The sequence below is a fragment of the Variovorax sp. GrIS 2.14 genome (assembly GCF_046115955.1).
GTDB lineage: Bacteria > Pseudomonadota > Gammaproteobacteria > Burkholderiales > Burkholderiaceae_C > Variovorax.
The window spans coordinates 1-18,455 of the sequence record NZ_JBJXIA010000005.1 but is presented as its reverse complement, the minus strand read 5'-3'; the positions used below and the strand labels follow the sequence as shown (position 1 = coordinate 18,455).

The window sequence follows — 18,455 nt, the reverse complement described above, 5'->3', positions numbered from 1 at the left end:
GCATGAGCCTGCAAGATTCGACCGGCGCGCTCAGGCCAATGCAGTGGCCGCGATGCGCGCTGCGGATGCAATGACATCGTTGCGCATCGGCGCCTCTTTGACGGTCTGGGTGAAGTAGATCGCCATGACGATCGGCGCACCCGCTGGCGGCCATGCGACGCCGATATCGTTCGCCGTTCCATAGTCGCCCGAGCCGGTCTTGTCGGCGACGCGCCAGTCGGCAGGCACCGCTGCACGGATGCGCGTGGCACCGGTAGTGTTGCCGAGCATCCATGCGACGAGTTGATCGCGCTGTCGCGTGGGCAATGCGTTGCCCGTCAGCAGCACTTGCAGATTGCGCGCCATGGCGCGAGGCGTGCACGTGTCGCGGGGATCGCCGGGCAGCGCTGTGTTCAGTTCCGTCTCGCGGCGGTCGAGTCGGAAAGCCGTGTCGCCGATCGATCGCGCAAAGGCAGTGACAACTGGCGGACCACCGAGTGCGTCGAGCAGCATGTTGGCGGCCGAGTTGTCGCTGTGTTGCAGCGCGGCGGCGCAAAGTTCGCCGATGGTCATGCCGTCGTGCACATGCCTCTCAGTGATGGGCGAATAGGTCACAAGGTCGCTGGTGGCATAGCGCACGCGACGCTGCAACAGATCGATTTCGATCGCACTGCGCTGAAGAATGGCGGAGGCGGCCAGCACCTTGAACGTACTGCACATCGGAAAGCGTTCATCGGCGCGATGCTGCACCGTAGAACGCGCGCCAACATCGCCACCGCTGCCGGCCTCGGTCCGGAAGGCCACGATGCCGAGGCGTCCGCCCGCGGATGCTTCGAGTTTGTCCAGCGCCTGCAGCGCAGCCGCCGATGCGCCGGCGTCATGCGACAAGGGAGCGCATGCACCGACGAACGGTGCGGAAAACGCGCCGAGCAACAACGCTCGACGGGGGACAGAAAGCTTGTTGATCGTCTTGTCCTTATCGCTTGGCGCAGGTCAGCGGCTCAGTGCCGATGCACTGCCGACTCACCCGCTTTCAGGCGGTACACCGTGCCGCAATACGGGCACTTGGCTTCTCCCGTGCGTGCCACGTCGAGGTAGACCTTGGGGTGCGCGCTCCAGAGCTTCATGTCGGCCAGCGGGCTCGGGCAGTGGACGCCGCCCTGGTGATTGAGTTCTTTGGCGAGCAGTTCGATGACGGCGGTGGTCGACATGGTGATGAATTCTTCAGACTTTGGTGAGCCAATGGGCGTATTTGGGATTTTTGCCGTTCACGATGTCGAAGAACGCGCTCTGGATTTTTTCGGTTATCGGGCCGCGGGAACCGCCGTCGCCACGGTTGCCGATCTCGATGCGGTCGAGTTCGCGAATCGGCGTCACTTCAGCCGCGGTGCCAGTGAAGAAGGCTTCGTCGGCGATGTAGACCTCGTCGCGCGTGATGCGTTTTTGCACGAGCTCCAGCCCCAAGTCCTTGCAGATATGCAGGATGGTGTTGCGAGTGATGCCGTTGAGCGCACCGGCCGACAGGTCGGGCGTGTAGACCACGTCGCCCTTCACCACGAAGATGTTTTCACCGGCGCCTTCGGAGACGAAGCCGCTGGCGTCGAGCAGCAGCGCCTCGTCGTAGCCGTCGTCGAGCGCTTCCATGTTGGCGAGGATCGAGTTGGTGTAGTTGCTCACCGCCTTGGCCTGCGTCATGGTGATGTTGACGTGGTGCCGCGTGTAGCTCGACGTCTTCACGCGGATGCCGCGGCGCATGCCTTCTTCACCGAGGTACGCGCCCCAGGCCCAGGCCGCAACCATCGCGTGGATCTTGTTGCCCCTGGGGCTGACACCGAGCTTCTCGGAGCCGATCCAGATCAGCGGGCGCAGGTAGCAGCTTGCGAGCTTGTTCTCGCGCACGACCTGCTTTTGCGCCGCCATCACTTCTTCCTGCGAAAAAGGGATCTTCATGCGCAGGATCTTGGCGCTGTTGAAGAGGCGCTCGGTGTGCTCGGCAAGACGAAAGATCGCAGTGCCATCGACCGTGTCGTAGGCCCGAACACCTTCGAAGGCGCCGCAGCCGTAGTGCAGCGTGTGGCTCAGGACGTGGACCGTGGCATTGCGCCAGTCGACCAGTTCACCGTCCATCCAGATCTTGCCGTCGCGGTCGTCTAGGGAAGCGGGAGGCGGTACGAGGGCGCTCATGTCTTGGTCCTTTGGGGGCGTGTGGAAATGCTGTCGCAAAAGCTTTCGATTTTACGGCGCCGGCGCGTATAGGTATTGCCACGGGCCGGCGCGACGAGAGGCCCACAATGGACGGCTCTGCCAATCACTCGGAAAAGGGTTTCAGTGTCCGTCTTCAAGAACGTCATCGTCTATCGCATCGAACCATCGTGGTCGCAAACATCGACCCAGGCCGAAGAGGCCCTGGGCGCCAACCGCTTCGTGGCCTGCGGCCCGTCGCAAGAAAAGTCCGCCGGCTGGACCGAGCCCCGCGGTGAAGAAAACGGGCCGCTGGTCGAATCCATCGGCGGCCAGTGGCTGCTCGAGTACATGATCGAGAGCAAGGCGCTGCCGGCCTCGGTGATCCGGCGCAAAGTAGAGGAACGCGCCGCGCAAATCGAGGCCACCACCGGCCGCAAGCCGGGCAAGAAAGAAAAGCGCGACCTGAAGGAAGACGTTACGCACGAGCTGCTGCCGCTGGCCTTCACCAAGCATGCACGCATCATGGTGTGGATCGACCCAGCCGAGCGCCGCCTGGTGGTGAACGCCAGCAACGTGTCGCGCGCCGACGAAGTCGTGACCAGCCTGGTGCAGTGCCTCGAAGGTTTTTCGGTGGCACTGCTGCAAACGCAAATGGAGCCGGCCGCCGCGATGTCGGAGTGGCTCTCCAGCCAGGAACCGCCGGCCGGCTTCACGATCGACCGCGAATGCGAACTGCGCGCCAGCGACGAATCGAAATCCGTCGTGCGTTACGCCAAGCACGCGCTCGACATCGAAGAGGTCCGCCAGCACATCGCCGATGGCAAGCGGCCGACGCGCCTTGCGATGACCTGGGACGACCGCGTGTCGTTCGAGCTGACCGACGCGATGGTGATCCGCAAGATCGTGTTCCTCGAGGGCACCGACAGTGCAGTCGCAAACAAGGGCGGCAAGGAAGACAACTTCGATGCGGATGCGGCGATCGCGACAGGCGAGCTGGGCCAGCTGGTGCCTGAATTGCTCGAGGCGCTTGGCGGTGAGATGCAGCTGGGTGCATCTGCGGCCGATGCTGCGAACGACACCGTCGCGAAGCTGAAGGCGCAAGGTGGCAAGTCGCCCGGAACCTCGGCCAACGGCCCCACGGCCAAAGAACTCGCGGACGAAACCGCGCCGTTCTAGCGCGCCAAGGTAGACGGGCCGGTGGGAGTGTCTTCCGCCGGCACGTCGGGCCGCGTCAACGCCCATTCCTTCAACTTGCCGCCGACGAAGGTCGCGTCGACCCACGAGTTGCCGTTGTCGGTCCAGCGGTACAGCTCGGGCTGCGTGCCTTCTTGCGACTTCGGCTCTCCGAGCGCGCGCGTCATCGCGACCACGTGCATCAGCGTCGAGCCCGGCTTGAGCTTGGCGTTGAGCATGACGGCGCTGTCGACGTAGCCCACAGGCCGCTCGGCGGCGCGTTGCAGCACCTTCATCGCGCGGTTGAAGTGCAGCAGCAAAAACATGACGATGGCGCCGCCGACGAGCGCGACGCCCTGCCAGCCGTAGCTTCGATAGGCTAGCCCTAGCAGCACGATACCGACCAGCGGCACGAGGATCTTCCGGAAATTCATGAACCGATTGTCGCCGGGGCGCGGCTGGCGTTACCTGCGGGAGCGCCCAGCGCTACTCGACCCAAATTCCCGACGCTTCGCTGACCGTGTCGACGACATTGCGTTCACGGGCATCTGCCCGGGCCACCGAAAAGTGTATGAAGCTCTTGCCTTCGCGCTTGTCTTTTTCTGTTGTTCGTCTTTCCCTCGCCGGCGCATTCGCGGCCGCCGCTTTAAGCGGCTGCTACATCGTGCCGTTGCAAACGCCACCGCCGCAGGTGCCGTCCCAGCAGTTGTTTCCGGTCGCAACGATGCCGATGGCTGCGCCGCAAACGATGGTGACGCCGCTTCCGATGGTGGCGCCGACCTTCACCGCACGCCTCTACCCGGCCAACGCCGAAGCAGTCATGTACGGAACGATCACCGGCACCGTCACGAACGACATGAACGGTCGCGGCTACTTCAACGCGACGATCGCCGGCGAGCAATTCCAGGGTGAGTCGACGCGGCAAGCGGGCAGTTCGCAGCGCAGCGGCATCGCCAATGCCAGCGGCACGCGCGGCGGCATGCTGAGTTGCCGCTACACGATGAATTCGGCAACGCTCGGCAGCGGCACCTGCGTGCTGAACAACGGTCCGGCCTTCACGATGCACATCGGCTGACCGAGGCTTGGCCTGCGCGCAGCTAATGAAGCTGCCGCACCACGTCCATCGCTTCTTCGATGCGCTCGACCGGATGAATGGTCAGCCCTTCGATTTCCTTCGCGCCCTTTCTGGGCGCGTTGGCTTTTGGGACGACCGCCACGCTGAAGCCCAGCTTGGCGGCTTCTCGCAGACGCTCCTGGCCGCGCGGCGCCGGCCGCACTTCGCCGGCCAGGCCGACTTCGCCGAACGCGATAAAGCCCTTGGGCAAGGGCTTGCCGCGCAGGCTCGAAGTGATGGCCAGCATCACGGCCAGGTCGGCCGCCGGCTCGCTGATGCGCACGCCGCCGACCGCATTGACGAACACGTCCTGGTCCATGCAGGCGATGCCCGCATGACGGTGCAGCACCGCCAGCAGCATGGCGAGGCGGTCGCGGTCCAGGCCGACCGACAACCGTCTCGGACTCGGCCCGCCGCTGTCGACCAGCGCCTGGATTTCGACCAGCATCGGCCGCGTGCCTTCGAGCGTGACCAGCACCACGCTGCCGGGCACCGGCTCCGCGTGCTGACTCAGAAAGATCGCGCTCGGGTTGGTCACGCCCTTCAGCCCGCGCTCGGTCATGGCGAATACACCGATCTCGTTGACCGCGCCGAAGCGGTTCTTGATGGCACGCACCAGCCGGAAGCTCGAGTGCGTGTCGCCCTCGAAGTACAGCACCGTGTCGACCATGTGCTCCAGCACGCGTGGGCCGGCGAGCGCGCCTTCTTTGGTGACATGCCCGACCAGCACCACGGCCGTTCCGCTGGCCTTGGCGAAGCGCGTCAGATGCGCTGCGCATTCGCGCACCTGCGCGACGGAGCCGGGCGCAGACGTGAGTTGATCCGAGTAGACGGTCTGGATCGAATCGATGACCGCGATCGCCGGCCGCGTGGCGTCGAGCGTGGCCAGGATTTTTTCGAGCTGGATCTCGGCCAGCACCTGCACCTGCGAGTGATCGAGGCCCAGGCGTTTGGAGCGCAGCGCGACCTGTGCGCCGCTTTCTTCGCCGGTGACGTAGATCGCGTTTTGCCCGGCGCGCTGGAGCGCATCGACAGCCTGCAGCAGCAGCGTCGACTTGCCGATCCCCGGATCGCCGCCAATGAGAGTGACGCCGCCCGACACGATGCCGCCGCCGAGCACGCGGTCCAGCTCGTCGAGCCCGGTCGGCGTGCGCGCCATGTCGGTGGCTTCGATGTCCGACAGGGTGGCGAGTTCGGCAGCGCCGGCCAGAGCGGTGAACACCGGAGCGCCGAAGCGGTTGTTGGCGCTGCCGGGTTGCACCGCAGCAGCCTGCTCGACCAGCGTATTCCATGCATCGCAGCTCGGGCATTTGCCGAGCCATTTCGCGCTCGTGCCTCCGCATTCGGTGCAAACGTAGATGCTTCTGTCTTTGGCCATGGGCCTGCGACTATAAAGGTGGTCGCCGCCGCTCACCCCGCACACACGGAGACATCGCACCATGCCGCACCTTCGCATCGAATACACCGCCAACCTCGAAGACGAACTTCGCATCGACGAACTTTGCGAACACCTGCGCGCGACGCTCGTCGGCACGCTCGACGACAGCGGTGCGCCGGTCTTTCCGATCACCGGAACACGGGTGCTGGCCTGGCCGGCGCAACAGTTCGCGGTGGCCGACGGCGCGCCCGATCGTGCATTCGTCTGGCTGCAACTGCGCATCACGCCAGGCCGCAGCGATGCGCTCAAGAAGAAAGTCGGCGACACGCTGATGGCCGCCATCGAAATGCATTTCGCGCCCATTGCCGCCGGCCGCGCGCTCGGGCTCACCTTGCAGATCGACGAAGGTGCCGAGGTCTACGCCGGCAAACTGAACAACCTCGCCCAGTACCTCTGAGCCATCTTCAAGACCTTTCGACACCTCTGACATCATGAAAATCTGCATCTACGGTGCCGGCGCAATCGGCGGATGGATCGGCGTCGCCCTTGCCCAAGCTGGTGAACGGATCAACGTCGTGGCACGCGGCGCCACGCTCGATGCCTTGCAACGGGACGGCCTGTCGCTCGTGCGTGGCGACGTGCGTCTGCGCGTGCCGGTCCACGCAGTCGCGAGCCCGGCCGAGCACGGGCCGCAAGACCTGGTGGTGGTCGCAGTGAAGGCGCCGGCGCTGGCGGGCGTGGCTGCGCAGATCGCACCATTGATCGGTCCCGACACCATCGTGTTGACCGCGATGAACGGCGTGCCCTGGTGGTTCCTCGAAGGCGGCTTCGGCGGCACGCTGGCCGGCTCGAGGCTGGCAGCGGTCGATCCCGACGGCGCCATCGCCGCCGCCATCCCGGCGTCACATGTGATCGGCGGCGTGGTGCATGCGAGCTGCTCGCTCGACGCGCCCGGCGTGGTGCGGCACCACTTCGGCAACCGGCTCATCATCGGCGAGCCGGCCGGTGGCGCCTCACCGCGCGTGACCGAACTGGCGGCGCTGCTTACCCGTGCCGGCATCGAATGCAGCGTGTCGCCGCAGGTCCAAAAAGACATCTGGTTCAAGCTGTGGGGCAACATGACGGTCAACCCCATCAGCGCACTGACCGGCGCCACCACCGACAAGATCATGTCCGACGATCTGGTGCTCGGCTTTATTTCAGCGGTGATGCTGGAGGCCAAGGAGATCGGCGCGCGCATCGGCATCGCGATCACCGACAGCCCGGAAGACCGGCATGCCGTCACGCGCAAGCTCGGCGCGTTCAAGACCTCGATGCTGCAGGATGTGGAGGCGCATCGCGCCATCGAGCTCGATGCGCTGGTGAGCGTGGTGCGCGAACTCGGGCAGCTGACAAAGGTGTCGACGCCGTTCACCGATGCGTTGCTCGGTCTGGCACGGCTCAAGGGCCGGGAGCTCGGGCTCTATTGAACGTTTGCAGCAGCGGAGTGGGTGCGCTCAGCGGTTGTGCTGCAGCAGCACCCGCACCGCTTCGGGCAGCGAGTGCACCTGCGGCATGAAGTGATCGATGGTCGCGCCGAGCAACACGGCGCACAACAGCGCCCCCAACAACGGCTTCCAGGTCAGTTTGACCGCCACCACCAGCCAGCCCTCGCGTGCCACGCGCACGACGGCACGTGCCGACACATAGGAGAACGCGACTTCCACGGCCACCGCCAGCAGCGTGTCCCAGCCGAAGTAGAGCAGCGTGAGCCAACCGGCGCCGAAGACGATCGCCACGACGATCAGGAAGATGGCAACGACAGGCACGACGATGATCGCGCCGTCGTCGGCCGCCGCCGCGACATCGAAGGCGCCGCTGGCCGCGTCGGACAGCAAGCTGCCGTTGGACGCGACTTCGCCCACGGCTTCGAGGCCGAAGTCCGACGGATCAGGCGCGTCAGGGTTCACCTGCGTGCGCCCTTGGACCAGCCGTTGCGCCCACCACCGCAACAAGGCCAGGTACCCCAGGTAGCCGACACCCAGCGTGAAGGCATAGCGCGCAGCGAGCGAGTGCGTGCCGAAGTGCATCAGCAAGGCGGATACCGCCCACGTCAGCAGCAGCATGGCGCTGCCGATCAGAATGCCGTGCGTGCGCAGGCTGTAGTCGCGATGCAGGTCGCGCTCCAACTCACTTTCCCAAAGCCGAACGGACCGCCAGTTCGAAAGAATTTTCATCCGCGCGTGCGCCTGATGGCTGCCAGTCCGCTCAGTCGACGGCGAACGGCACGCGCGGCGCGACCGCGCACATCAGCTCGTAGCCGACCGTGCCGGCCGCCTGGGCAACCTCGTCGATCGGCAGCAGGGCGCCTTTAGCGGCGCGGCCCCACAGCGTGACGTCGCTGTCGAAACCTGCGTCCGGCACGGGCGTGAGGTCGACCGTGATCATGTCCATGCTGACGCGCCCGACCATGCGCGTGCGCACCCCGTTCACCAGCACCGGCGTGCCGGTGGTGCAGTGCCGCGGATAGCCGTCGGCATAACCCACCGCCGCCACGCCGATGCGCAGCGGCCCTTCGGCGGTGAAGCTGGAGCCGTAGCCGACAGTGTCGCCGGCCTGCAGCGTCTGCACCGCGATCAGCCGCGTGGAGAGCGTCATGCCGGGCTGCAGTTGCCAGTGCACCGCATCGTGCGCCGGGAAGTCGGGCGCGCTCCCGTACAGCACGATGCCCGGCCGCACCCAGTCGCCGCGGGCCAGCGCCGCGTGCCGCAGCGTGGCAGCACTGTTGGCAATGGACCGCTCGCCCGGCAGGTCGCGCGCGGCGTCTTCGAACACTTCGAGCTGGTGCGCGATGCCGCGCGCGCCGTCGGCGTCGCTGAAGTGCGTCATCAGCGAAATTTCGTCGACCTGCGGCAACGCGTTGAGCCGGGTCCAGGCCGACCTGAAACGCGATGGTGCAAAACCGAGCCGGTTCATGCCGGAGTTCATTTTCAGGAACACGCGTTGCGGTGCCTGCGTCTTGTGCGCGGCGAGCATGTCGATTTGCGCGTCGCAATGCACGGTGTGCCAGAGGTCGAGGCGGGAACAAAGTTCGAGGTCGCGCGGCTCGAACACGCCTTCGAGCAGCAGCACCGGACCGCGCCAGCCGAGCGCGCGGACCCGCTCGGCTTCGGCCAGGTCGAGCAGCGCGAAACCGTCGGCGCCGCGAAAGCTGTCGAACACGCGTTCAATGCCATGGCCGTAAGCGTTGGCCTTGACCACCGCCCACACGCGCGAATCGAGCGCGGCACGACGCGCACGCTCGAGGTTGTGGCGCAGTGCGTCGGCGTGAACGGTGGCAAGAATCGGACGGGGCATCTCGGACTCGTTTTTGAATGTGCAAAAGAATGTGCGAAAAAAGGCGCAATGCCCACAGAAAACACGGGTGGTAGTGCTCATTTTGGCATCGCAACCCCATGCTATAACCGCCCATCCGCCTGTAGCGGAAGCCTTTTTTCACTATTGCCAGCAGCCCCCTCTCTGGCCATTCAGCCCCTCGATGAAGCGCGGTTTTTACACGATCATGTCGGCCCAGTTCTTTTCGTCACTGGCCGACCAAGCGCTTTTCGTGGCCGCCGTCGAACTGATGAGAAGTGCCGGCGCACCCGAATGGCAGCGCGCCGCGCTGGTGCCGATCTTCGCGGTCTTCTATGTGGTGCTGGCACCGCTGGTCGGTGCCTTCGCAGACGCTTTGCCCAAGGGCAAAGTGATGTTCATCAGCAATGCGATCAAGGTGGTCGGGTGTCTGATGATGTTGTTCGGCACGCATCCATTGCTTTCATACGCCATCGTCGGTCTCGGCGCCGCGGCGTACTCACCGGCCAAGTACGGCATCCTGACCGAGCTGTTGCCGGCATCGCAACTGGTCAAGGCCAACGGCTGGATCGAGGGCCTGACGATCGCATCGATCCTGCTGGGCATCGTGCTCGGCGGCACGCTGGTCGGGCACACGGTGTCGAGCCATCTGCTGCGGTTCGATCTGCCGTTCATCGACACCGGCGTCGACACGCCGCCGGCCGCCGCGATCAGCGTGCTGATCTTCGTCTATGTATTGGCGGCCTGGTTCAACACGCGCATCCCGCACACGGGCGTGGAGATGCGGTCGCTGCGCAGCAACAAGCAGCATGGCCTGGTGCGCAACATCGCATCGTTGTTGCCCGACTTCTGGCACTGCAATGCACGCCTCTGGCGCGACAAGCTCGGCCAGATTTCGCTCGCGACCACCACGCTTTTCTGGGGCGCTGGCGGCAACTTGAAGTACATCGTCATCGCCTGGGGTTCGGTGGCACTCGGCTACAACACGACGCAGGCGTCCTGGCTGACCGGCGTGGTCACCATCGGCATGGCGGTCGGCGCTGTGGCGGCGTCGATGCGCATGCGGCTCGACACCGCTACGCAGGTCATTCCGATGGGCATCGGAATGGGCGTGCTGGTGATCTGCATGATCTTCATCGGCAACGTGTGGCTTGCTGTGCCGTTCCTGATTTTGTTGGGCGGATGCGGCGGATTTCTGGTGGTGCCGATGAACGCGCTGCTGCAGCATCGCGGCCACAACCTGATGGGCGCTGGCCGTTCGATCGCCGTACAAAACTTCAACGAGCAAGCCTGCATTTTGTTGCTCGGTGGTTTTTACAGCGCGTGCACCGGCCTCGGCCTGTCGGCCAACGCCGCCATCACCGCTTTCGGCGGACTGGTTGCCGGTTTCATGTGGCTCATTCGCCGCTGGCATCTGAGCAACTTGCAGAAATACCCGGAAGAGGTGCAGCATCTGCTTGCCATCGCGCGCAGCGACAAACACCACTGACCCAGGAAGACACACCACATGACCACCGTCTACGATTTCGACGCAACCCAGATCGATGGCAAGAGCGTGCAGCTTTCAAGCTATCGCGGGAAGGTCTTGCTCATCGTCAACACCGCGAGCAAATGCGGGTTTACGCCGCAGTTCGAGGGGCTCGAAAAACTGCATGAAAAGTACGCTGCGCAAGGCCTGACGGTGCTTGGATTTCCGTCGAACCAGTTCGGCTCGCAAGACCCCGGCAGCAACGAAGAGATCGGCGCGTTCTGCACCAAGAACTACGGCGTCAGCTTTCCGATGATGGAGAAGATCGACGTCAACGGCAGCGGCGCTGCACCGCTGTACCAGTGGCTTAGCAAGGAGAAGCCGGGCTTGCTCGGCAGCACGGCCATCAAGTGGAACTTCACCAAGTTTTTGTTGGCGCGCGACGGCAGCCTGTTGAAGCGCTATGCGCCGCTCGACACGCCGGCATCGATGGAGCGGGACATCGAGAAGGCGCTGGCTACGGCCTGATAAACACGGCGCCCGCGCAAGGCGGCGCCAGCTCACGTCAGATCAAAAGCGGAAGTCGACCGACTTCGAGCCACCACCCACGGTGACCGACTGCTTCTTGGAAGCGCTGCCAGCGTCGGCGTTGACGACGTACTTTCCGGCAGGGAGATCGATCAGGCAAACCGGCCCGCTGGCGCGAAACGCCAACGCGGTCACGTTGTTTTCGTTCTGAATGCTGACCGCGACGTCGGCCTCGTACGCACCGTCGGCTCGCGCGAACAACAGTGCCAGCGGATGCTCCTTCATGGCGGCGCGAAAGGCTGTCGATTCGTCGGAGCCGATGCCGCCGCAGACGTAGCGCGCGGCGCCCTCGCCACGCATGGCCGGCATAGCGGATTGCGCCGCAGCGATTGTTGCGGCGCCGGGCAACACCAGGCAGGCTGCGGCGACAAAAGCGATCCGGGTTTTATTGAACATGGTCAGACATTCCTTGAATCAGGGTACTCAAGAGTCGCCACAACTGCCGGCGTTCAGGGTCGGACCGGAGCGCCAGACGAGGTCAGGGAAACAGCAGTTCCTTAGTGATGCTGACGCAACCGTTGCCCGCCGTAGGCATCAGATAGATGTGATGCGTCGGGCTGATCGGTACCACGCCGATCGACTTGCCGACGACATCAAGCGGCTTGGTGTAGCCGAGGTCCTGCACGGCAACTTGCGCGCACGGCTTGCCCCAGACGTCGATCATGTCGTAGCCCACGTCGCACCCGCCACGCCCGGTCGGTGCGAACACGGCACTGACGAAGCGCGTGCCCGTCGGCTCCGCGCGCTCGACCGATGCTGCAAACGCAGAGGCATCGGGCGCTACCGGGTTGGTCATCAGCATGGCGGCGAAAGCGCCTGCGGGCCCGGTCAGGCCCGGTGCGACGCGATGCATCGTGCTCATGCATGTACCGATGCCGGCTTGCGCGGTCAATTGCTCCAGCGTATTGCGCGGCCGCGGGGCTGGTGCAAGGGGCTGAGCCTGCTGAACCTGTGCCGACACCAGCGTGAAACAGACCAGCGAGCTGCACAGGAGCGAGGCACGAATCACCGCCGCCCCGCCACGACTCTTTTTGCCGCGCCCCCCAGCGACTTTCGACACCGCGATCCACGCGCCTTGCGCCTCACTCCAGATGCTCTTGTATGACCGGTTCATCGACTTCCCCTGATTTCGTGCCGCGGTCAAAAAGTGCCTCAGCAATGGGGCGCAAGTATCGGGTCGGAATTTGGGAGTGCGCAGGAACTAAGTCGCTGTCTTATTCGAAGCTGACACTCTCTTTAATAATGCGGGAGGCAATTAACAATTGCGACGGCCGCAAGTGTCACTTCAATGTTTCCGAAAAGAAATTAAATGTTAAGAAACGCCACGAAAGACACCTCTTTGACTGCTCTCTGAGTACCGAGTCAATGCGCAGAAATCGCAGCGTCGAGCAACTCGATCCAATGCCTCACCGGCACCCCGCTGCCGCTTTGAAGATGCGTGATGCAGCCGATATTCGCTGAGGCGATGACGCTCGGCTGAAGCTGGTTGAGGTTGCCGAGCTTGCGATCGCGCAGCGGATAAGCGAGCTCGGGCTGCAGCACCGAATACGTCCCGGCCGAGCCGCAGCAAAGATGCGCTTCGTTGAGCGAGACGCGCACATCGAAACCCAGTGCGCGCAAGTTGACTTCGACGCCCCCACGCAGTTTTTGACCGTGCTGCAACGTGCACGGCGGGTGGTAGGCGATAACGCCCTCGGGCGGCTTCACACGCGCCTTGAGCACGGGCACCAGATCGGGCAGCAGCTCGCTCAGATCTTTGGTCAGTTCGCTGATGCGTCGGGCCTTGGCCGCGTATGCCGGATCGTCTCGCAGGATGTGCCCGTATTCGCGTACCGTGACGCCGCAGCCGGATGCGTTCATCACGATGGCTTCGACTTCGGCGCGTTCTACGTGCGGCCACCACGCGTCGATGTTGGTGCGCATGTTCGCCTTACCGCCTTCTTGGTCGTTGAGGTGAAACTTCAACGCACCGCAGCAACCGGCCTCTCTGGCGATGACGGTCTGGATGCCCGCAGCATCGAGCACACGCGCGGTCGCGCTGTTGATGTTCGGCATCATCGACGGCTGAACGCAACCGGCCAGCATGAGCACCTTTCGCGCATGCTGGGTCGTCGGCCAGAGGCCGGCGTCCTGCTTGGCGGGCACCTTGGCTTTCAGCGCGGCGGGCAGCAGTCCGCGCACCGCCTGGCCGACCTTCATGGCCGGCCCAAAGAGCGGCGACGGCAGGCCTTCTTTCAACAGCCAGCGCGTGGCCGATTCCATTGCGGGGCGTGGCACTTTTTGGTCGACGATCTTCCGGCCGATGTCGACCAGGTGGCCGTACTGCACACCGCTCGGGCAGGTCGTTTCGCAGTTGCGGCAGGTCAGGCAGCGGTCCAGATGCAGTTGCGTACTGCGCGTCGGCTGCTTGCCTTCGAGCACCTGCTTGATGAGGTAGATGCGGCCACGCGGGCCGTCGAGTTCGTCGCCCAGCAATTGATAGGTCGGGCAAGTGGCGGTGCAGAAGCCGCAGTGCACGCACTTGCGCAGGATGGCTTCAGCCTCTTGTCCGTCTGCGGTGTCACGAAATTCATCGGCGAGTTCGGTTTGCATGTGGGGTAGGGGCTGGCCTTGATAGCTGGCTGTGTTGGCTAACGTGTTGGCTGAAGAAGCAAGACGAGTCAAGCTTCCGGCAACAGCCGGCCGCGGTTGAAGATCCGGTGCGGGTCGAACTCTTTCATTAGCGCGCGATGAATGCGCGCCAACGGCACGCTCAGCGCATCGAACCTTGCAGCCGGTGCGCTTGCATCGGTCGCTTCGGTACGGCCCCCCGCCCTGAACAGGGTTGCATGACCGCCGACCGCGCGGGCGGCTTCGCGCATGCGCTCAGATTGCCCTTGCCCCGCCTGGTACCAGCGCTGGCCGCCATGCCATTCGATCCACGGCGAGCCATCGAGCGAGAGCGCCGGCGCAGTCTGCGGCACCGACAGGCGCCAGAGGTCATCCGCGTTGGCCGAAGCACCGCCGTTCGCCTCACGGTCGGAGAACCACGGATGCTGCTGATCGCGCAACGATTGCCAGCCGGCTGCAGCGGGCTCTGTGGCCTGAGGCGCACCGCCCAGATGACGGCACGCCGCGTCGACCGCCGCGACCGCACCGCGCAAGCGCAACGACAACACGCCCGCACCATCGCGCCGTCGCCACAAGCTGGCGTTCAGCGGCAGTGGACGACCGCCCCATTCATTGAGCAGCCGCAATGCGTCGGCCTGCTCGCAAGCGAACTCGATCGTCGCTTCGGCCGGCACGACGGGCAGCACCTTCAGGCTCACCTCAGCGATCACGCCGAGCGTGCCGAGGGACCCGGCCAGCACGCGCGAGACGTCATAGCCTGCGACGTTCTTCATGACCGTGCCGCCGAAGTGCAGCACCTCGCCGCGACCATCGACCAGCGTGGCGCCGAGCACGTAGTCGCGCACCGCCCCCACGCTGGCGCGCGACGGCCCGCTCAAGCCGGCAGCGACCATGCCGCCGACGGTGCCACCGCGCACGCCGGGGTTGGCCGGATGCGCAAAGCGCGGTGGCTCGAAAGGCAGGCACTGGCCCTGATCGGCCAACAGCGCCTCCAGTTCGGCGAGTGGCGTGCCGGCACGGACGGTGACAACCAGCTCGCTGGGTTCATAGCTCGTGATGCCGGTGAGCTCGCTGGTCGCGAGCGGCTCGCCCGAAGCCACCTCACCATAAAAATCCTTGGTGCCGCCACCGCGAATGTCGAGCGGCGTGGCGTCGGCCGCAGCAGCGCGCACGCGCTCGACGATGCGCTGGAGTTCAACGGAGTTAGTCATCGTGTCAGTCCTCGAAGAACGCCACCGGCAACCCCGGTGTGTCGACGCGCATCGAGACGACGCAACCCGAGGCCGGTCGCTCTTCGAGTTCCTCTGCGGGACGTCCCTTGCGCACGCTCGTCACGAACAGCGTCTTCAAATCATCGCCGCCGAGGCACGGCATGGTCGGGCACTGCACGGGTGTCGCGATGGCGCCGACCTGCTTGCCATTGGGCGCGAAGCGCAGCAGTTGACCACCCTCGTACATCGCTGCCCAGTAGTGGCCCTCGGCATCGACCGTGGCGCCATCGGGGCGACCTGCATAGCGCACCGGCGACGATGGTGTCCAGCCTGCCGGCTTGGCCGCGAACTGCTCGAACACGCGCGGCCGCGTCAGCGTATTGGAATCGGCCACCCAGTCCCACGCGCGGATGGCATGCGCCGCCGTATCCGCCCAGTACAGGGTGCCGACGTCGGGAGAGAACGCGAGGCCGTTGGCGGTCATGGCATCGCCTGCCATGCGTTGCAGCACCGGTGCGCGCCCGTCGCGCATGTCGAGGCAATAGAGCTCGGCGTTGGACTTGTCCTTGGCCTCGTTCAACGTGCCGGCCCAGAAGCGGCCGAGCGGATCGCACTTGCCGTCGTTGAAACGCATGGTGCGCGTGTCGTAGTCGACACCGACCAGTTGCGTCAGCGCGCCGCCCCATGTCTTGGCCCGGTAGATGCCGTCACGCAGCGCGATGACCAGACCGCCGCGCCGCGCCGGCGCCATGCACCCCGGCTCGCTGGGCAGCGCCCATCGCTCGACGGTCGCGCCGGCGGCACCGATGTCCCCACGAGTCCGCAACACAGCACGTCCAGCGATATCCAGCCAGTAAAGAGATCGTTCGCCCGGGTGCCAGAACGGCGATTCACCCAGTTCGCAAAGGCTGTCGTCAAGCGTGGTCCACATGGAAGTAATTGTGCGTCACCGCCGCCCATAAAAAAGGCCACCGGAAGGTGGCCTTTAAATTCCAAAGACACCGCGGATCCGGCTTTGCCGATCCGCTGGTGTCGCCCCCAGCAGGGGGGAGGGCAAAGCGACACGAAGTGCGCAAAGCCCTTGGGGGGTTACCTGTTGTATGCGGTCTCGCCGTGCGAAGAGATGTCGAGGCCTTCGCGCTCTTCTTCTTCCGTCACGCGCAGACCGATCGTCAGGTCGGCGATCTTGTAGGCGATGACCGAAACCACGCCCGACCACACGATGGTCAGCACCACAGCCTTGAGCTGGATCCAGACCTGTGGGCCGATTTCGCTGGTGACGACGCTGGCCGTCACCCAGTCGCCGACGATGCCGGGGCCGCCGAGCGATTGCGTGTTGAACACGCCGGTCAGCAACGCGCCGACGATACCGCCGACACCGTGCACGCCGAAGACGTCGAGCGAGTCGTCCGCACCGAGCAGCTTCTTCAGACCGGTCACGCCCCAGAGACAAGCGAAGCCAGCGACGAAGCCGATGATGATGGCACCCATGAGGCCGACGTTGCCGGCGGCCGGCGTGATGGCGACGAGGCCGGCGACAGCACCCGAAGCGGCACCCAGCATCGAAGCCTTGCCCTTGTGCAGCGCTTCACCGATGCACCATGCGAGCACGGCGGCGGCGGTGGCCGAGAAGGTGTTCATGAAGGCCAGCACGGCGCTGGTGCCGGCTTCGAGGGCCGAACCTGCGTTGAAGCCGAACCAACCCACCCACAGCAGCGAGGCACCGACCATCGTCAGCGTCAGCGAATGCGGCGTGAAGGCTTCCTTGCCGAAGCCGATGCGCTTTCCGATCATGAAGGCACCCACGAGGCCGGCAACGGCTGCGTTGATGTGCACGACAGTACCGCCAGCGAAGTCGAGCGCGCCCCACTGCCAGATCAGGCCCGCCTTGGAGTTCATCGAGTCGACGACTTCCTTGCTTGCGTAGGCGTCAGGGCCCATCCAGAACCAGACCATGTGCGCGATGGGCGCATAGCTGAAGGTGAACCACAGCACCATGAACAGCAGGATGCCGCCGAACTTGGCGCGCTCGGCAAAGGCACCGACGATCAGGCAGCAAGTGATGCCGGCGAACGTGGCCTGGAAGGCAGCGAACAGCAGTTCAGGGATGTAGACGCCCTTGCTGAAGGTCGCGCCGGGTGCGAACACGCCGGTGGCCGGATCGAAGATCCCCTTCATGAAGAGCCGGTCGAACCCGCCGACGAAAGCATTGCCTTCCGTGAACGCCAGGCTGTAGCCGTAGATGAGCCACAGCACCACGATCAAGGAGAACGTGACCATGACCTGCATCAGCACCGACAGCATGTTCTTGCTGCGGACCAGGCCGCCGTAGAACAGCGCCAGGCCCGGCACGGTCATCATGATGACGAGCAGCGTGGACACCATCATCCAGCTGACATCGCCCTTGTCGAACTTGATGACAGGGGCGGCAGCGGCAGGCGCTGCAGCAGCGTCGGCTGCCGGAGTCGCAGCAGGGGCCGGAGCCGCTGGCGCAGCGCTGGCCGCAGGCGCAGCCGCTTCGGCGGCCGGCGCCGGGGTCTGCGCTTGCACCGAGGTGACGAACGCAGAGCCAGCGGCAAACACGCTCAGGCCGAGCGCGAGGGAGACGAGCAGTTTTTTCATTTCAGTTGTTCTTTCGTGCCTTGATCTCAGAGCGCTTCACGGCCCGTTTCGCCGGTGCGGATGCGAACAACCTGCTCGAGGTTGTAGACAAAAATCTTGCCGTCGCCGATTTTTCCGGTGCGGGCGGCGCCCTCGACCGCTTCGATCACGCGCTCGACCAGCTCGTCGGAAACGGCTGCCTCGATCTTGACCTTGGGCAGGAAGTCGACGACGTACTCAGCGCCACGGTAGAGCTCGGTGTGGCCCTTCTGGCGACCGAAGCCCTTGACCTCGGTCACGGTAATGCCCTGCACGCCAATGGCCGACAGTGCTTCGCGCACTTCGTCGAGCTTGAATGGTTTGATGATGGCTGTAACCAGCTTCATGATGTTCTCCTTGAGATAAAACCGACGGGCGCGGCGGCGGTCGCCGCGCTTTCTATTTGGAGGGTCAGAACGTCTTGGTCAGCGTGGCGATGAACTGCGCCTTGTTGATCGACTGGGTCTGCGCGCCGATCGGGCCAAAACCCGGTTCCACGACCGCCAGGTAGGCGTCTTTCTTGTTGGCACCGACCACCGCACCGGCCAGCGACAGGCCACCGCCAAAGTCCCACGACGCGCCGACGTTGTAGTCGACATAGCTCTTGTAGCCCGTGTTTTTGCGGATGTCGCTGCTCAGGCGCGTGTAGCCGACAGCAGCCTTCAACGTCAGGTGCGGGATGACTTCCTTGGCGTACGACAGGTTCAGGTAGCCGCTGTTGCGGCCCTTCAGGCCCGAGCCGTTGGCCGCGCCGGCAAAGCCGAAGTAGTCCTTGGA

21 protein-coding genes are annotated in these 18,455 nt (G+C 64.7%); 6 read left to right on the top strand and 15 right to left on the bottom strand.

From position 1 onward, the window contains the following. Window positions 1–30: 30 nt before the first annotated feature. From bla to RCH10_RS10040, 3 genes are read right to left on the bottom strand one after another with little or no spacing between them, the layout of a single operon-like run. A complete protein-coding gene (gene bla, locus RCH10_RS10050) occupies window positions 31–945 on the bottom strand; it encodes a class A beta-lactamase (RefSeq protein WP_409052475.1) in 915 nt (304 codons plus the stop codon). A 35-nt stretch (window positions 946–980) separates the two neighbouring features. Next, on the bottom strand, window positions 981–1,190 hold the full coding sequence (locus RCH10_RS10045) for a zinc-finger domain-containing protein (RefSeq protein ID WP_187053914.1): 210 nt from the start codon (window positions 1,188–1,190) through the stop codon (window positions 981–983). Between the two features lie 13 nt (window positions 1,191–1,203). Next, window positions 1,204–2,163: a branched-chain amino acid transaminase gene (locus tag RCH10_RS10040; RefSeq protein WP_187053913.1), complete on the bottom strand. Its 960-nt coding sequence runs from the start codon at window positions 2,161–2,163 to the stop codon at window positions 1,204–1,206. Window positions 2,164–2,307: 144 nt separating this feature from the next. Between RCH10_RS10040 and RCH10_RS10035 the strand changes: the two genes are divergently transcribed. Then, window positions 2,308–3,339, top strand: a complete 1,032-nt coding sequence (locus RCH10_RS10035) for a recombination-associated protein RdgC (protein ID WP_409052254.1) — start codon at window positions 2,308–2,310, stop codon at window positions 3,337–3,339. Here the strand turns inward: RCH10_RS10035 and RCH10_RS10030 are convergent. After that, on the bottom strand, window positions 3,336–3,770 hold the full coding sequence (locus RCH10_RS10030; RefSeq protein ID WP_323497268.1) for a glycerate kinase: 435 nt from the start codon (window positions 3,768–3,770) through the stop codon (window positions 3,336–3,338). The two genes, RCH10_RS10035 and RCH10_RS10030, sit on opposite strands and share 4 nt — an antisense overlap. Before the next feature lie 137 nt (window positions 3,771–3,907). Between RCH10_RS10030 and RCH10_RS10025 the strand changes: the two genes are divergently transcribed. Continuing rightward, window positions 3,908–4,411: a hypothetical protein gene (locus RCH10_RS10025; protein ID WP_409052253.1), complete on the top strand. Its 504-nt coding sequence runs from the start codon at window positions 3,908–3,910 to the stop codon at window positions 4,409–4,411. 22 nt (window positions 4,412–4,433) lie between these two features. Here RCH10_RS10025 and radA read toward each other — a convergent pair whose 3' ends face one another. Beyond that, window positions 4,434–5,828 carry a DNA repair protein RadA gene (gene radA, locus RCH10_RS10020; protein WP_409052252.1) on the bottom strand — a complete coding sequence of 465 codons (1,395 nt, stop codon included), beginning with the start codon at window positions 5,826–5,828 and terminating at the stop codon, window positions 4,434–4,436. A gap of 61 nt (window positions 5,829–5,889) precedes the next feature. Between radA and RCH10_RS10015 the strand changes: the two genes are divergently transcribed. Next, a complete protein-coding gene (locus RCH10_RS10015; RefSeq protein WP_323497270.1) occupies window positions 5,890–6,285 on the top strand; it encodes a 5-carboxymethyl-2-hydroxymuconate isomerase in 396 nt (131 codons plus the stop codon). Between the two features lie 34 nt (window positions 6,286–6,319). Continuing rightward, window positions 6,320–7,297: a 2-dehydropantoate 2-reductase gene (locus RCH10_RS10010; RefSeq protein ID WP_409052251.1), complete on the top strand. Its 978-nt coding sequence runs from the start codon at window positions 6,320–6,322 to the stop codon at window positions 7,295–7,297. A gap of 27 nt (window positions 7,298–7,324) precedes the next feature. On the opposite strand, the gene RCH10_RS10005 is transcribed toward RCH10_RS10010, so the two are convergent. Together RCH10_RS10005 and alr are read right to left on the bottom strand one after the other, a co-directional pair. Further along, window positions 7,325–8,044 carry a hypothetical protein gene (locus RCH10_RS10005; protein WP_409052250.1) on the bottom strand — a complete coding sequence of 240 codons (720 nt, stop codon included), beginning with the start codon at window positions 8,042–8,044 and terminating at the stop codon, window positions 7,325–7,327. Between the two features lie 31 nt (window positions 8,045–8,075). Then, window positions 8,076–9,164 (bottom strand): alanine racemase, encoded by a 1,089-nt coding sequence (alr, locus tag RCH10_RS10000; RefSeq protein ID WP_409052249.1) that lies wholly within the window; start codon window positions 9,162–9,164, stop codon window positions 8,076–8,078. Window positions 9,165–9,345: 181 nt separating this feature from the next. Here alr and lplT point away from each other — a divergent pair, with 181 nt between their 5' ends. Together lplT and RCH10_RS09990 are read left to right on the top strand one after the other, a co-directional pair. After that, entirely contained in the window at window positions 9,346–10,650 is a 1,305-nt protein-coding gene (lplT, locus tag RCH10_RS09995) for a lysophospholipid transporter LplT (protein WP_409052248.1), read from the top strand. An 18-nt stretch (window positions 10,651–10,668) separates the two neighbouring features. Further along, window positions 10,669–11,157, top strand: coding sequence for a glutathione peroxidase (locus RCH10_RS09990; protein ID WP_409052247.1), 489 nt, complete (start codon window positions 10,669–10,671; stop codon window positions 11,155–11,157). Window positions 11,158–11,199: 42 nt separating this feature from the next. Here the strand turns inward: RCH10_RS09990 and RCH10_RS09985 are convergent, their stop codons facing one another. The 8 genes from RCH10_RS09985 to RCH10_RS09950 form a co-directional block, all read right to left on the bottom strand. Beyond that, window positions 11,200–11,613 (bottom strand): carboxypeptidase regulatory-like domain-containing protein, encoded by a 414-nt coding sequence (locus RCH10_RS09985; protein ID WP_409052246.1) that lies wholly within the window; start codon window positions 11,611–11,613, stop codon window positions 11,200–11,202. Window positions 11,614–11,695: 82 nt separating this feature from the next. Then, complete coding sequence (locus RCH10_RS09980; protein WP_409052245.1) at window positions 11,696–12,331, bottom strand: ESPR-type extended signal peptide-containing protein; 636 nt, start codon at window positions 12,329–12,331, stop codon at window positions 11,696–11,698. Window positions 12,332–12,579: 248 nt separating this feature from the next. After that, the gene (glcF, locus tag RCH10_RS09975) at window positions 12,580–13,809 is read right to left on the bottom strand and encodes a glycolate oxidase subunit GlcF (protein ID WP_409052244.1); all 1,230 of its coding nucleotides are present in this window, start codon (window positions 13,807–13,809) and stop codon (window positions 12,580–12,582) included. A 68-nt stretch (window positions 13,810–13,877) separates the two neighbouring features. After that, window positions 13,878–15,038, bottom strand: a complete 1,161-nt coding sequence (gene glcE, locus RCH10_RS09970; protein ID WP_409052243.1) for a glycolate oxidase subunit GlcE — start codon at window positions 15,036–15,038, stop codon at window positions 13,878–13,880. 4 nt (window positions 15,039–15,042) lie between these two features. Next, a complete protein-coding gene (locus RCH10_RS09965) occupies window positions 15,043–15,969 on the bottom strand; it encodes an SMP-30/gluconolactonase/LRE family protein (RefSeq protein WP_409052242.1) in 927 nt (308 codons plus the stop codon). Between the two features lie 158 nt (window positions 15,970–16,127). Further along, window positions 16,128–17,660: an ammonium transporter gene (locus tag RCH10_RS09960; RefSeq protein ID WP_409052241.1), complete on the bottom strand. Its 1,533-nt coding sequence runs from the start codon at window positions 17,658–17,660 to the stop codon at window positions 16,128–16,130. Between the two features lie 26 nt (window positions 17,661–17,686). Further along, a complete protein-coding gene (gene glnK / locus RCH10_RS09955) occupies window positions 17,687–18,025 on the bottom strand; it encodes a P-II family nitrogen regulator (RefSeq protein ID WP_187053895.1) in 339 nt (112 codons plus the stop codon). Between the two features lie 64 nt (window positions 18,026–18,089). Continuing rightward, window positions 18,090–18,455: TorF family putative porin (locus RCH10_RS09950; RefSeq protein ID WP_409052240.1), on the bottom strand; the 366-nt coding region annotated here is incomplete at its 5' end.